Raw genomic sequence first — 14,463 nt, 5'->3', positions numbered from 1 at the left:
AAACAACCCTAAAAAACAACACCTTTTAAATGACCGTTTCCGAACCAATAGGAGTCCGAAAACGTACATAAAAAAGGACTCTAATCGAGTCCTTTGTATTTTTGCTTTAATTTATTCAGCTCTCGTGCCAAGGTTTGTTCCCTTTCCAGTGCCCATTTTCTATGCGCATCAAACTCCTCTTGCTTTTCACCCAATGTTTCCTTGGTTTTGATAGTAATGGTATTACTACGTTTAAATAAAAACACCATAATACCAAGGGTCACAATCAAAATAAAAATAATAGTCCAAACCATAGTACTATAAACACTTTTTGTTAAAAGCATTCCTAAAAAGTTGAAACTGTCCTTTTCCTTGGTCGCTATCCCCAACCTATCGTTGGCCTCTTTCAAGTCAGCCTTTAAAGTATTCATCTCATTCTGCTGATCCTGCACTTTCGTTTCCAATGACACTATATTATCCCTTAAAGCTTTCACTGAGTCCAAAGCATTTCCTTTCAATTTATATAGCCATGTTGTTTTAACCACCTTAAAACCTTCATAAGTATTGGATTTACGAATGGCATAATCGAATTGACTTCCGATATTTCCTCCCTCCAGACCGGTGTTACCACTTTCCTGAGCTTCCATTGAAACTGTTTGTCCCAAAAAAATAATGGATACTAAAAATGTTGATATTAAATTTTTCACTGTAATAAATTTTAGTTCGTTGTGTTGAATATGATTTTAAATATAATGCAAAATAAAGGAAAAATTAAACTTTATAGGCCTTTACGATCCAACAAATATAAAGAAACTACAAAAATCCACACAATACTAAACATATAAATAAACCCCGGCTCCCTTTAGAATCATTCTAATTAAGGATGATGGAGATTTTTTTTGACCATCCACTTGCAAATCTCGCTTTTCACACTTATTTTCGTACCGTTAGAAAGTAAATAATGAAACAGAGTCATCCCAAAGGAAGTGCAGAGTATATCAATCGTTTAAACAAGATCAAAGTTTTAAATTTGATCAGGGAGAGCGGTGAGATATCGCGCGCCGAAATAGTTAAACAAACAGGTCTCAGTGCGCCCACCATAACCCGCATAGTTGATAGCTTGATTAATTTCGAAAAACTAGCTGTTCAGGTAGGCATTGGCGAATCAAATGGAGGTCGCCCCCCGATGATTGTAAAATTCAACGGAGCGGACAGCTATGTGATTGGTATCGATTGGGGTCGCACCCACATATACAGTGTTCTTTCAAATCTAAATGGGGATGCCTTGGCAGAAGTAGACACAAGAACAGAAGCCAGCGATAGTTATGAATCAGATTTAGAGCGGGTCATTGATTTAATCGAGCAACTTTTTAAAAAATCCGGCATTGAAAAGAAAAAGTTGCATGGAATAGGCGTTGCAGCTGCCGGCTTCATTAATAAGAAAACCGATCATATAGAATATTCACCAAACTTCAAATGGAAAGACGTAGATATTAAAAAGCCATTGATAAAACACTTTAAGGTACCCGTCATTGTAGATAACGTATCGCGCGTAATGGCACAGGGGGAGTTAATGTATGGTATTGGAGATCAGTGCAAGGATTTTATATTCATCAATATTGGCTACGGTATTGGATCTGGTTTTATCATGAACGGGCAACCTTTTTTTGGTTTTGATGGTATGGCAGGTGAAATTGGACACAATAAAATTATTGGCACAACACCTGCTGGAATAGAATGCTCCTGTGGTAAAATGGATTGTTTGGAATGCTATTCTTCAGGAAGAGGAATCACAGAAATTGCCAACAGGCAGAAAACACAACACCCGGAATCCACATTAAATAAATACGAGAGTATTTCAACAGAGATCATTGCCAAAGAGGCACGAGAAGGAGATACCTTTGCCTTGGAATTGTTTAATCAAGCAGCCGATTATCTGGGTCAAGCCATTGCTTCAGCTGCCAACCTATTCAATCCCAAAGCCATTGTATTAGGTGGCAAGGTAATGAACTCAGGGATATTTTTTACCCAGCGCATTAAAAACGTTTTTAACAAAGAGGTTATTCAACAACCCCATCGAAACATAGAATTATTGCAAAGTAAATTAGGAAATCAGGCAGCAGTAAAAGGTGCCACATCCCTCATTTTGCATGAGGTATTGAATTTCAGAGTATAATAAATAAACAACAAAATATCTAGAACATGTTAAAAGGAATATCACCACTTATTAGCCCCGAACTTTTAGAAGTTTTAGCCCGCATGGGTCATGGCGATGAAATTATTTTAGCGGATGCCCATTTCCCTGGCGAGTCATTTAACGGAAGAGTATTAAGAGCTGACGGCTTAAGAATTCCTGACTTACTGGAGGCGATCCTTCCTCTATTTGAATTAGACTCATACGTTCCAGCCCCTTTAACAATGATGGCCGCTGTTGAAGGTGACGAACTGGATCCAACAGTAGAGGAAGCTTACTTAAAAGCGATCCACAAATCAAATCCCAATGTTCCGCCCATAGAGCGAATCGGTCGCTTTGAATTTTACGATAAAGCCAGGGGTGCTTTTGCGGTATTAATGACAGGTGAAACAGCCAAATATGGTAATATCTTACTAAAAAAGGGTGTTACCCCAAGTATGTAATCCTCAAAGCTAATCAATCTACAAATCTATTCATATGAAACGAGCCATGGAAAAAATAAATTCTCACACAAGAGAATAACTTCACTGGCGAGTTCCATATGACCTTTGAAAATTAAATTTAAACATATGAATAAAGAGGCTGCAAAAGTGGTAGAAAAAAAATACATTCTACCCTTCATATTACTTACCAGTTTGTTCTTTCTTTGGGGCATTGCCAACGATTTAACGAACCCAATGGTATCAGCATTTAAAAAAGTAATGCCAGAGCTATCAAACATGGAAGCGGCATTGGTACAGCTGGCATTCTATGGTGGCTATGCTACCATGGCTATACCTGCCGCATTGTTTATCCGTAAATTTTCGTATAAATCAGGGATACTCCTCGGCTTGGCATTATACGCTACTGGTGCTTTACTATTTATACCCGCAGCCAAACTAGAAATCTTCGGTTTCTATTTAGCTTCATTGTATATATTGACATTTGGACTGGCATTTTTAGAAACCACTTCTAATCCATACGTACTTTCAATGGGGAGCTCGGAGACATCTACACGCCGGCTTAATTTAGCACAGACCTTTAATCCTTTGGGTTCTTTACTGGGTATGTTAGGTGCACAAATACTGGTTATAAAAGCACTTAGTTCAGACGATTATACAACAGAAGCCTATCAGGCTCTTTCTGCTGCCAAGCAAGCCTCCATTCGTACAGATGACTTGGCTGTTATCAGTACTCCCTATATTGCTCTGGGGCTTTTTGTGCTGCTGATGCTTATAGTTATTGCGCTTGTTAAAATGCCTAAAAAGACGGATACGCACGATACTTTAAATATCAGAGATACATTTAATACTCTTATAAGAAATAAACGATACTACGAGGGTGTCATCACTCAAATATTTTACGTAGCGGCACAAATCATGTGTTGGACCTTTATCTATCAATATGTAGAAAACATAAACAGCGCAAGACCTGCAGATGCCCAGTTAACGGCAACATGGTACAATATGGCAGCAATGATTGCTTTTCTCTTGGGGCGTAGCGCGGGTACATATTTGCTAAAATACGTCCGTCCGGGACAATTAATGTTCTACTTTGCTATTGCAGGAATGGGCTTTACTGCCGGGGCCATCTTTATATCAGGCATCGTAGGTTTATACTCCTTAGTAGGTATTTCCATCGCTATGTCCATCATGTTTCCTACCATATATGGTATCGCTCTTAAAGACATGGGTGATGAAGCGAAATTGGGATCCGCAGGTCTAGTGATGGCAATTGTAGGAGGTGCACTCATGCCCCCCATACAAGGTTCTATCCTCGATATTGGCGGCCCTAAGTTCAACGACACCCTGATTCTGGGCGTACCCGAAGTGAACTTCTCATTCATATTACCATTGATATGCCTCGGTGTGGTAGCCATTTATAGTTATCGAGCCGAAAAAGTGCACCTTAAATAATCCCTAAGATGAACTTTAACATAGGAACACTGGATATTATCATCATCATTGCTTACTTGGTAGGCATTGTTCTCTTGGGCGTTTTTGCCATTAAAAAGAAAATGTCGGAACAATCATCAGATGATTACTTTTTAGCAAGCCGTTCACTTAAATGGGGGGTTATTGGGGCAGCACTGTTCGCTGCCAATATATCAACTATTCATTTGATAGGCTTCGCCGAATCGGGTTTTAAACACGGTTTAGTGGATGGCCTGTTCGAATGGCTGGCTATTCCGTTCCTTGTTTTCTTAGGCTTTTTTATCGCACCCTATTTTTTCAGAACCCGTATTTCAACCATCCCCGAGTGGTACGAAAGAAGGTTTAATGGCGCATCCAGAACTTGGATGGTACTATTTGCCATACTTACAGCTCTCCTAATTCATATCGGCATCAGTCTATATGCAGGAGCCGAACTGGCCAAACAATTCTTTGGTTTACAAGAAATTTATGGCATCATCTTTATTGCCGTTTTAACAGGCATATACACCGTAGTAGGTGGATTAAAAGCTGTTGCTATCACAGAGAGTGTACAAACCGTATTGTTAATTGGAGGTGCAATGACATTGACCATTTTTGGTATTTTTGCCTTACCTGATGCTGGAATTCATTCTTTTGCCGAATTTAAAGCACAACTAGCACCTGACACACTTAGCATATTACGTCCTGAAAATAGCCCTGCCAATCCTCCGGAAGGAGGTATCTCGTGGTATGCGGCATTGCTGGGCTACTTTGTTCTTGGTGCTTGGTATTGGTTCTCTGATCAAACCATTGTACAACGTGCTTTAGGTGCAAAAACAGAATATGACGCCAAAGTAGGTCCTATGTTTACGGCGATATTAAAAATATTACCCGTATTATTCTTCCTCTTACCAGGGGTATTGGCATATGTTATTTTCAAGTCGGACATCGGAGCTGACACCAAAAACACATTGCCCTTTATGATTGACCGTCTGGTACCCATTGGTCTAAAAGGTTTGATTATTGCGGCCTTATTGGCTGCACTTATGAGTTCGGTAGCCGCTGCTATAAACAGCGCCTCTACCCTCTTTTCGATTGATATTATCAAAAGAATCAAACCCCAAACAGACGATAAAAAACTGGTATTGATAGGTAGGTATACGGCTGTGGTCATCATGATTTTGGCAATTGCATGGAGTACCCAGGCCGATAAATTTGGCGACACCATCATTCATACAGTTAATTCACTGGGGGCCATGATAGCCCCTCCTATTGTGGCAGTATTTATGTTTGGTATGTTCTGGAAACGAGGCACCGCCAAAGCTGCCAATATCACCTTCGCAGTTGGATTAGTAATGGGAATCTTTGTCTTCTTACTGGATTTTCCTTACGAAAATTTATTACCCGGCTTAAAAGGTTTGGCAGAAAAGATAGCTGCTTCCAACGGAATAAATCTACTGCCCCAAACAAAAGCCATCACCGGATCGCTGGGCATGGTATTTATGATGCAAGCTTGGTGGAAATTTGTACTGTGCGCACTTATTATGATAGTAGCCAGCTTACTAACTGCCAAACCAACGGAAGCCCAAATATCCACTTGCATCCGACTAAAAGATTATTGGCCGGATAAATACAATGGAGTTAAAGACTTTAGAATTATAGGATTAGCAATTATTATAAGCCTAACTGTTTTATGGATTATTTTAGAATCAATAGCCTAAAACACTGGGATAAAGCTCTCCGGAGCCTCTTTTTTAGCAGTTATTCTGCATATTGAGTTAAAAAATTTTATTTACTTATTTTCTTAATGTTAGAAACTTGAAACGACAAGCACTAACGACTTAAAAAACAAAACACTATGAAAACAATGTTAGCAGCTTACCTTCCTGGTAACAGTACTGTTGAGATGAAAGAAGTTCCAGTTCCAACTCCCGGACCCGGACAAGTATTGGTAAAAACCAAAGCTTCCACAATTTGCGGATCTGATATCCGTGCGATCTACCGTGAACACCTAGGTAAAGGTCCAGAGGCTTATCAAAACAAAATTGCAGGTCATGAACCATGTGGACAAATTATAGAGTGTGGTACAGGCATGAAACGTTTCAAAGAGGGAGACCGTGTTATTTTATACCATATTTCGGGTTGTGGTGTTTGTAACGACTGTCGTCGCGGATACATGATTTCATGTACATCAGATCAACGTGCCGCCTACGGATGGCAACGTGACGGAGGGATGGCTGAATACATTCTTGCCGACGAAAAAGACTGTGTTTTATTACCCGATGAACTTTCATACGTAGACGGAGCACAGGTTGCTTGTGGTTTTGGTACCGTATACGAAGGCTTAGAGAAAATTGGTATCTCAGGTAAAGATGCGGTTTTAGTAGTAGGACTTGGCCCTGTTGGTCTGGCTGCACTTCAACTATGTAAAGCACTAGGAGCTAACAAACTTGTTGGTGTTGACACGGTACAAGAGCGTGCTGATATTGCTAAAAAACTAGGTTTAGCAGATGAGGTATTTGTGGCTGGCCCTGATACCTTAGAAAAAGTATTAGCCGTAACGCACTCTGGTGAAGGTTTCGAAAAAACGGTAGACTGTTCAGGTAACACCCATGGGCGTCAGTTGGCAATCCGTGCTACACGCAAGTGGGGTAAAAATGTGATGATAGGAGAAGGAGGTACTGTAGAATTCAACCCTTCTCCAGATATTATCCACGACCAAATATCAATCCACGGTTCTTGGGTTACCAACACATGGAGAATGGAAGAGTTGGTTGAACTATTAGTACGTTGGAACATTCACCCAGAAGACTTGGTTGAAAAACGTTTTGAACTGAAAGATGCCGACAAAGCATACACTATGATGGACGGCGGTAAATGTGGAAAAATCGCTGTTGTATACGACGAAGAGATTAAGTAATAACCTAGTAGCAAGAACAAGTATTAAGGTGCAAATATAGCTTGTATCTTAATACTTACATCTTGCGACTTGATACTTATAAAAATGAGAACAGTAAAAGTAGAACAGCTGTCGTTGGAGGCATTTAAACCCTTTGGTACGTTTTCTAACTTAATAAATCCTACAGATGAAAAGTTAGGCGCGGCACCGGTTGAATTTTTTCGCGATCAGCTACAATTGGATGTCCGAGGAGATATACCCTTGAGTTATTCTTGTTGTAGAGTAGAAAAACGCGAACTGATCATCGACATATTGGAATATCACTCTTCATGTGCAGAGGTCAACATCCCTTTGGATAACGATATTTTGTTACAAGTAGGACCGGCCACTGCCAGTGAGGATGATATCCCATTAGATAAGATGCGGGTTTTTTATATCCCAAGAGGCACGGTATTTACCATTAAGCCAGGAGTATGGCATTGGGGACCTTTTACACCCAACGACCGCCCTGCCAATATCCTTGTAAACCTTCCAGAAAGAACCTATGCAAACGACTGCGTGGTTAAAAATCTGAAAGAAGAGGATTATATTAAAATTGAAATGTAAATTCTGCTATTAGCGCAAGCTATTAGCCAATATCTATAATAACATGTCAGATATTACAAAACAATTCACAGCGATCAATCCTGCGGATGTACCCTCAAAAGTACTCCGTTCAGGAGATAAGCTTCCTACAGTAGGTTTAGGAACTTTTGGGTCAGACCGCTTCACACACGATGAAGTAGCGGCTGCGGTAAAAGATGCTATCCGTTTAGGTTACCGTCATATTGACTGTGCCGCTGTTTACGGAAACGAGAAACAAATTGGTCAGGCTATTAAGGAAGTAATTGACGAAGGCGTTTGTACTCGTGAGGAGCTTTTTATCACTGGTAAGGTTTGGAACGACCGCCACCGTGAGGTAGAAAAAGCATGTCAGGAGTCACTGGATGACCTTCAGTTAAGCTACCTGGATATGTACCTGATTCACTGGCCATTTCCAAATTACCATGCACCTGGTTGTGATGGTGATGCACGTAACCCGGATTCAAAACCATTCTCTGTTGACGAGTTTATGGATACATGGAAACAATGTGAAGCATTGGTTGATGCCGGTAAAGTGCGTAACATTGGTACATCAAACATGACGATTGCTAAATTCGAGAAGACACTTCCATTAATGAAAATTCTTCCTGCAGTGAATGAAATGGAGATGCACCCTTGTTTTCAACAGCAAGAGTTATTCGACTATTGCATGAAGAAGCAGATTCAACCCATCGGATTTATGCCTATCGGTTCACCTACTCGTCCTGAACGCGATATTGCTGAGGGCGATGCTGTAGATATTCAAACTCCCGAGATACAAGCCATTGCAAAGGCAAGAGGTGTACACCCGGCAGTTATCTGTATCAAATGGGCCATTAAAAACGGACAGGTAACTATACCATTCTCCGTTCACCCTGCAGAATACCTGAGTAACTTACAATCTTCATTTACCGATCCTTTAACGGACGAAGAATTTGCATCCATCAAAAACTGCGAATGCGGATCTCGTTTGGTTAAAGGTCAGGTATTCCTTTGGGAAGGTGCTAAGCACTGGAAAGACCTTTGGGACGAAGATGGAGTAATTGCTCAATAACAAATTTGCAAAACACGCTTTTAGATAAATAGGGCCATCCTCTTGAACACAGGATGGTCTTTTATTTTTTAGCAGAAAACATAGTTGATACAGGCTTTATAAAAATCATAACCATGGCTTTTGAATTCATTCCTTTTTTGTCATTTGCCCTTCCCACATCATTTTCTCCGGGGCCTAACAATATTTCAAGCATGGCTTTTAGTATGAGCAGGGGTTATGTTAAAACATTACCGTATATACTTGGTATTTTTTCCGGTACTTTGGTGATGATGATGGTATGTGCTGTTTTATCATATGGCCTTGCCTCCCTGGTGCCTAAACTTACTTTATACCTTAAATATATTGGAGCAGCCTATATTTTTTACCTGGCATATAAAACCATGAAACTAAATATTGGCTCTAAAGCAAAGGTTGGTGTACAGCCTCGTTTTTACGATGGAGCAATCCTTCAATTGGTAAATCCCAAAGCCATCTTTTACGGCATGACCGTTTATTCCACTTTTTTTATGGTATTTCTGGAAAACAAATTATACTTGGTTTTATCTGCCCTAGGTATCGCCACATTTACTTTTATAGTTGTTTCTGTGTGGGCTTTGTTTGGTGCAATCATTAATAAATACCTCCACCATAAAACAATCAAACGATCTTTTACCTTGCTAATGACTGCAGGACTCGTATATGCGGCTATTGACATCTTGATTTCATAGATATATCCTACTTCTTAAAACTACGCTACAAAATATTTTTGTTATCTCTAAAAATAAACAGGAAATTGTAAATTGAATAAAAACAACTTTAATTCGCAATAGATTTTATAATTCACTTTTGAGGATTATATAAGAATACAGCAATGACTGTTTCAAAAATGAGAATAACGCAGTATTTGGAGTTTTCTTGCAAAAACTATCTAATATAATACTAAAAAAACATATTCATTGCATATTCAAGTTCAAAATCAGGATGCTTAGCCAGTTCTATCAGTTGTGCTTTTTTTATTACTGCATCCGTATACTGCTCATATTGGGTACTGATTGTATTCAGAACCGCACCCGTGCCTGATGTGTTACCCACCGTAATCACCTTTCCCAAAAGCTCCTTTGGGAAAAGTCCTATTGTAACAGCACTTTCCGGATTCAAATAATTACCAAAGCCTCCTGCCAAAAACAGGGCATCCAGTTTTTCAAAAGTAAGTCCGGCCTCTTGAACCAGTAACTTAATACCAGTAAAAAAAGCACTCTTCGCCAGTTGTATTTCCCTAATATCTTGGGGAGTAATAACAATATCCTCATTGTTTCCTGCCTCTTCTTTGGGCACTAAAACAAAATCATTATTTAGGGTACCATCGGCCAATACGATATTGCGATCCAGCAAATAGGCCATAACATCCAACAAACCAGAACCACATATACCGATGGGTTTTTCATTTCCAATAGTCTGGTAGCCGTAGGCATCAAAAGCCGATATAGCTCCATCAAAAGCAGCCATTCCACAATAAATATTAGCTCCTTCCAATGCCGGTCCAGCAGCGGTGGCACAGCAGAATATTTTTTGAGGTGTAACAACAGCCATTTCTCCATTGGTTCCGATATCAATAAACAAGTAATTTTTAACTGTTTCCTGCGGATATAACGACGCCAGTCCTGATACAATATCAGCTCCCACATAGGCCGATATAGAAGGCATCAAATGTACTTCTGCTGCACTATTTATGCGAAACCTCAACTCCGATCCATGATACACTCTTGCTTCCAAAAACTGTGCTTTAAAAGGGGCCAAAGCCAGTGAACCTGGATTCACACCAGCTAACAAATGCAACATGGTTGTATTGGCAGAAACCGATACTTTAACAATATGACCGTACTGAATACCTTCTTGGGTCACAAAATGATCAATTTGCTGATTCACGGCTCTAACCAATTCCTCCTGCAAAATACGCACTTTGGTTGCGTCGGTGCAAAATGTGATACGCGTTATAACGTCGGCACCGTACTTTACCTGTGGATTGCCCACCCCAATACTTCGAATGACTTGCCCGGTAATCAGACTAACCCAATAAAACACCATACTTGTAGTCCCGACATCAATAGCTAAACCAACGGGAAAATCTGATTGTAGTATCCATTTGTTTACCTGAAGAGGAAGATGAAGTGAATATTTATTTTGATGGGTAAGTATCTTAGCTTCCTTCTCGTCAGGTAGTATCACCTCTATATTCTGTGTGGGGTAATAAGAACAGGAATTAACCATCCCCACACCTTTTATTCTTACTTTACATTTACCACAGCTTCCATTACCACCACAAGGGGATGATATATCCATACCTTGCTTCTGTAAAAAGTGGAGTAAAGATTCTCCTTGTTCATATTCAAGACTTAAAAGTCGATTTTGCTGATGAATTTTTATATAGGGCATAACTTATGAGTGGGATACATTTCTATAAAGACAGTTAACGCTATTGCAAGCATGGCAGACATGTTTATGATACTTCACTTTTTCACCTATTCCAATCATACCACTCACCGTTTTTATAGGATGCATTAAACAAGTATCACTTAATTTAACATGACAAAAACCATCCGAAAAAAAAGAAAACAACTTCCTTTGTTCCTTAACATCCCAAGCGCAATATCCAGGACTGTATCTATTCGATATTCGTAATCCTTTGGGCTCCATTTGACTCTTCAAGGTTTCCTGTATCTTATCCATGGCCTTTTCTACAATAACAGAACCTAGAACATCCAATATGTATCCCTCCAACAATTGACCTTGTGAACTAAGTTCTTTAGAGCGTTCCGATATTTCACTGCCGGCAGTACATAAAAAAACAGCAAAGTAAGTAGCATTTCTAAAATGTCTATTGATATCCCTACCTGTTTGAAAAAGTGTATTTTCCACTTCAATAGAATCCCCACTAATACCCCCTTTTTTAATGACATAACCTCCTTCAACCGATGCTATATTATTAAACCGTTTTATCTCTTCTTTCAAAAATAAGCTATAGAAAGGCATATCATCACCCAAATGTGCTAATTCTTCCACATCCTCCAATAAAATATCCAATTCATTCATATGAAATGAAAAATGTTTTGTAGACTCCATTTTTTCAGTATTCTTAGCTTTAACACCACCTATCTTTTGATGAAGATTTTGATTTACAGTTGACTTACATCAAATCACCATCTACCTGTACTTCATTACTTTTGTGCGCACCCTTAAGCCACATATCGCTTAAATGTCCTTCGCAACTCTCCAATCGTTAATTCTTTTCCAAAGGCGACCAATTCGGATGGTCCAGTATAATTATCTATTTCACTTAACTCAAGCTTATGAAAGACACCATGAACCAACATCACCCTACCATCCTTCAAATTAAGATATCCTTTTATACGCGGACATCTTTGCTGTAGTTCTTTAAGAAAGGCAACGAGTCCCTCTTCAGCTAATTTTTCATGTGTTCTAAGCACGCAAGCTACCATATCAGGTCTACCTTCGGATTCAACACCAATATAGCGCTCAGCAGCTGCCCCTTTTTGTATCTGATCATCACAAAATGAAGTCCAGCCAATATGAGCATATGTAGTTGAAATAATCGCTGCATAAGGGTTTAACAAGCGAATGGATTCAACTACCTCTTGCAAATCACCTTCAAAAAGGTCTGTTTTATTGAGGATGATATGATCTGCAATCATGATCTGATGTTTAAAACGCTGCACGATATTCATACCTTTAAAATAGTTAGGAGCATCCACCAGACAGATGTTTTTATCCAAGGTAACCATATCCTTTAACTCATCCGTTTGCAATAGTTCAACAACACTAATTGGGTCAGCCAAACCAGATGTCTCCAGAAAAATAATCTCGGGTTTATAATCCACAATCAGCCGTTGCATTTGCTGCACAAAACTACCTAGCTGGCAAACACAAAATACGGAACCATTATTTATCTCAAGCAACTTAAATTCACCATTTACCTGCTGAAGTTCTTTTCCATCCACTCCTGTTGGTGCGAACTCATTTTGAACAACAGCAATACGCTTTAGCTGAGATAGCTCACTGAGTAAATGATGAAGCAAAGTTGTTTTTCCACTTCCTAAAAATCCTGTTATAAGATTAAATGTTGTCACCTTTGCTAAATTATATATTACCGGGGATCCACATAGAACGTAATCCCCGGTATGGTAAATTTTAATGATGTATTAGAACCTCGTCATGAGAAATAAAAGTGCCATCAATCAAGAACTGGTTAAGATGAAGCATAGCACCCCTATGCTAAATAGAAACAAACCATGAGAATAGTTTCACTCACAGGGAAACTATTAATCCAGTCAAGCTCCATATGACCATTGAAAACTTAATTCAATCATATAAAACAAGATAACAAGTGACACATTGTCCACAATTTTAATTCATAATAGATTCTCTAATACATCTCCGGACTTAATTTTTAGCTTCCAAATACGCTTCTATTTTTGCTTGAATAGCATTAATAGGTGGTATTTGTGATATAAAATCGATATTTCCGTCTATCACAATGGTAGGCAAGTTTTTAACTCCCAGGGTAGCCATCATCTGAACGCCTTCCATCTCCTTGATACGATGCTCTTTATACACCACTTTATCGCCATATTTTTCTGAAGCACGCGCCACTGCATCAACCATATATTGACAAGGAGCACAAGACGAAGAATCTAAAGTAATAATATCGATAACAACCTTATCCTTATCCCAGTGGTTGGTCAGATCCAATAACTCGATATTATCAGTAGCCGCTTCAGAGGCTCTCAATTCACCCTGTAGCACCTCATCACGAACCAATTCAGAAACAGCGATTAAGTTTTCTTTTGGTGTAGCCATTGCCAGGTCACAACCCGGAGCCAGGATAAAGCCTTTTTTACCACCAATATCCATACATTCCAAGGCATCTCTACGTGAAGCCTCTTCATCACCCATAAGCAATACCACGGTAAGTTTTATATTACCACCAAAAGATACCTTATGCTTCAAGGCTATATCTCTAACATAATCCAACGGAATATTCTCATCAATAGAGATATTGTCTGGTTTTGTTTTACACATCTGCTCTATATTTTGCTGTGCATTTCCACAAACAAAGAAAGAGCTCAAAGCATCAGCATCACGAATAAAATCGTTAATTTCTGTGATATAAGGTGTCACAAAGGTTTCAAAGCTAGCAGGGTCAATCTGACTGGTCATCGGGTCCACAATAGCAATCACATCGGCACCAGCCTCGATATAATTACCCGCCATCATTTTAGCCACATCAGTTGCAAAGCGCATTAATTGATGCGTAGCTTCAGGATCCATCATCATCTGCATAAAGATATCGGTACCCAACAGGTGAAGTGCTAAGGTAAACGGTCCTGTGATCAAACCATACAATGCAACATCCGCATGCTGTTCTCTCAACTTACGGGTTGCCTCCATCACCATAGGAATACGCCCCTTACAAGCACAAGGTACTTTCATATCCTCCAGCTTAGTACCTTCCATTAAAGGATGTGAGATCACAGCAGGAGGGTTGTCATCAGCCCAAGCTAATTTACACCCTAAAGCCTCTGCCTCAATCTGCAAATCAAAAGCAACAGGAATACCATCTGGGTGATAGGTCTCAATGGCTTTATTGACACCTTCAACTATTTTGTCAGCTGATTGCAAATATTCTGTTGCTGTTAATCCCAATAAGCTACCTGCATGCGCACCTACAAAAGGAACCCAAGGAATTCTCTCAACTTCCTCAAGCTTCATTGCTTTTTTTATTAACTCTAATCCTTTCATGTTTATACTTTCTTTTAATGGTCATATG

At 39.4% G+C, this 14,463-nt stretch carries 13 protein-coding genes; 8 read left to right on the top strand and 5 right to left on the bottom strand.

The features are described 5' to 3' along the window. Positions 1 to 80 precede the first annotated feature (80 nt). Positions 81 to 686, bottom strand: a complete 606-nt coding sequence (locus CYTFE_RS24390; RefSeq protein WP_052342906.1) for a hypothetical protein — start codon at positions 684 to 686, stop codon at positions 81 to 83. Positions 687 to 940: 254 nt separating this feature from the next. Here CYTFE_RS24390 and CYTFE_RS0100895 point away from each other — a divergent pair, with 254 nt between their 5' ends. The 8 genes from CYTFE_RS0100895 to CYTFE_RS0100860 all read left to right on the top strand — a co-directional run bounded on the left by CYTFE_RS0100895 (position 941) and on the right by CYTFE_RS0100860 (position 9,346). Then, positions 941 to 2,155 (top strand): ROK family transcriptional regulator, encoded by a 1,215-nt coding sequence (locus CYTFE_RS0100895; RefSeq protein ID WP_027470263.1) that lies wholly within the window; start codon positions 941 to 943, stop codon positions 2,153 to 2,155. Between the two features lie 26 nt (positions 2,156 to 2,181). Continuing rightward, positions 2,182 to 2,616, top strand: coding sequence for an L-fucose mutarotase (gene fucU, locus CYTFE_RS0100890; RefSeq protein ID WP_027470262.1), 435 nt, complete (start codon positions 2,182 to 2,184; stop codon positions 2,614 to 2,616). Between the two features lie 126 nt (positions 2,617 to 2,742). Further along, a complete protein-coding gene (gene fucP / locus CYTFE_RS0100885; RefSeq protein ID WP_027470261.1) occupies positions 2,743 to 4,068 on the top strand; it encodes an L-fucose:H+ symporter permease in 1,326 nt (441 codons plus the stop codon). Between the two features lie 8 nt (positions 4,069 to 4,076). Further along, a complete protein-coding gene (locus CYTFE_RS0100880; protein WP_044262458.1) occupies positions 4,077 to 5,786 on the top strand; it encodes a sodium:solute symporter family transporter in 1,710 nt (569 codons plus the stop codon). Positions 5,787 to 5,923: 137 nt separating this feature from the next. Continuing rightward, positions 5,924 to 6,985: a zinc-dependent alcohol dehydrogenase family protein gene (locus CYTFE_RS0100875; RefSeq protein WP_027470259.1), complete on the top strand. Its 1,062-nt coding sequence runs from the start codon at positions 5,924 to 5,926 to the stop codon at positions 6,983 to 6,985. Positions 6,986 to 7,069: 84 nt separating this feature from the next. Beyond that, positions 7,070 to 7,570 (top strand): DUF4867 family protein, encoded by a 501-nt coding sequence (locus tag CYTFE_RS0100870; protein ID WP_027470258.1) that lies wholly within the window; start codon positions 7,070 to 7,072, stop codon positions 7,568 to 7,570. Between the two features lie 43 nt (positions 7,571 to 7,613). Beyond that, positions 7,614 to 8,639: an aldo/keto reductase family protein gene (locus CYTFE_RS0100865; RefSeq protein ID WP_044213925.1), complete on the top strand. Its 1,026-nt coding sequence runs from the start codon at positions 7,614 to 7,616 to the stop codon at positions 8,637 to 8,639. Between the two features lie 113 nt (positions 8,640 to 8,752). After that, on the top strand, positions 8,753 to 9,346 hold the full coding sequence (locus CYTFE_RS0100860; RefSeq protein ID WP_044213930.1) for a LysE family translocator: 594 nt from the start codon (positions 8,753 to 8,755) through the stop codon (positions 9,344 to 9,346). 211 nt (positions 9,347 to 9,557) lie between these two features. Here the strand turns inward: CYTFE_RS0100860 and CYTFE_RS0100855 are convergent, their stop codons facing one another. From CYTFE_RS0100855 to CYTFE_RS0100840, 4 genes are all read right to left on the bottom strand, one after another. After that, positions 9,558 to 11,051, bottom strand: a complete 1,494-nt coding sequence (locus CYTFE_RS0100855; protein ID WP_027470255.1) for an ASKHA domain-containing protein — start codon at positions 11,049 to 11,051, stop codon at positions 9,558 to 9,560. A gap of 3 nt (positions 11,052 to 11,054) precedes the next feature. Beyond that, positions 11,055 to 11,738: a vitamin B12 dependent-methionine synthase activation domain-containing protein gene (locus CYTFE_RS24385; RefSeq protein ID WP_052342904.1), complete on the bottom strand. Its 684-nt coding sequence runs from the start codon at positions 11,736 to 11,738 to the stop codon at positions 11,055 to 11,057. A 113-nt stretch (positions 11,739 to 11,851) separates the two neighbouring features. Next, entirely contained in the window at positions 11,852 to 12,763 is a 912-nt protein-coding gene (locus tag CYTFE_RS0100845) for a CobW family GTP-binding protein (protein WP_027470254.1), read from the bottom strand. A 313-nt stretch (positions 12,764 to 13,076) separates the two neighbouring features. Then, entirely contained in the window at positions 13,077 to 14,435 is a 1,359-nt protein-coding gene (locus CYTFE_RS0100840) for a uroporphyrinogen decarboxylase family protein (RefSeq protein ID WP_027470253.1), read from the bottom strand. Between the last annotated feature and the right edge of the window lie 28 nt (positions 14,436 to 14,463).

The organism is Saccharicrinis fermentans DSM 9555 = JCM 21142, from assembly GCF_000517085.1.
In the GTDB taxonomy this organism is placed as follows: Bacteria; Bacteroidota; Bacteroidia; order Bacteroidales; family Marinilabiliaceae; genus Saccharicrinis; species Saccharicrinis fermentans.
Note: the sequence above shows the minus strand (reverse complement) of the source record. Positions and strands in the feature narration are given on the sequence as shown.

Excerpts from the sequence above, each read along its gene's own strand:
- CYTFE_RS0100870 (WP_027470258.1), top strand. The coding sequence starts at position 7,070 with ATGAGAACAGTAAAAGTAGAACAGCTGTCGTTGGAGGCATTTAAACCC.
- CYTFE_RS0100880 (WP_044262458.1), top strand. The coding sequence starts at position 4,077 with ATGAACTTTAACATAGGAACACTGGATATTATCATCATCATTGCTTAC.
- CYTFE_RS0100860 (WP_044213930.1), top strand. The coding sequence starts at position 8,753 with ATGGCTTTTGAATTCATTCCTTTTTTGTCATTTGCCCTTCCCACATCA.
- CYTFE_RS24385 (WP_052342904.1), bottom strand. The coding sequence starts at position 11,738 with ATGGAGTCTACAAAACATTTTTCATTTCATATGAATGAATTGGATATT.
- CYTFE_RS0100865 (WP_044213925.1), top strand. The coding sequence starts at position 7,614 with ATGTCAGATATTACAAAACAATTCACAGCGATCAATCCTGCGGATGTA.
- fucP (WP_027470261.1), top strand. The coding sequence starts at position 2,743 with ATGAATAAAGAGGCTGCAAAAGTGGTAGAAAAAAAATACATTCTACCC.
- CYTFE_RS0100855 (WP_027470255.1), bottom strand. The coding sequence starts at position 11,051 with ATGCCCTATATAAAAATTCATCAGCAAAATCGACTTTTAAGTCTTGAA.
- fucU (WP_027470262.1), top strand. The coding sequence starts at position 2,182 with ATGTTAAAAGGAATATCACCACTTATTAGCCCCGAACTTTTAGAAGTT.
- CYTFE_RS0100895 (WP_027470263.1), top strand. The coding sequence starts at position 941 with ATGAAACAGAGTCATCCCAAAGGAAGTGCAGAGTATATCAATCGTTTA.
- CYTFE_RS0100875 (WP_027470259.1), top strand. The coding sequence starts at position 5,924 with ATGAAAACAATGTTAGCAGCTTACCTTCCTGGTAACAGTACTGTTGAG.
- CYTFE_RS0100840 (WP_027470253.1), bottom strand. The coding sequence starts at position 14,435 with ATGAAAGGATTAGAGTTAATAAAAAAAGCAATGAAGCTTGAGGAAGTT.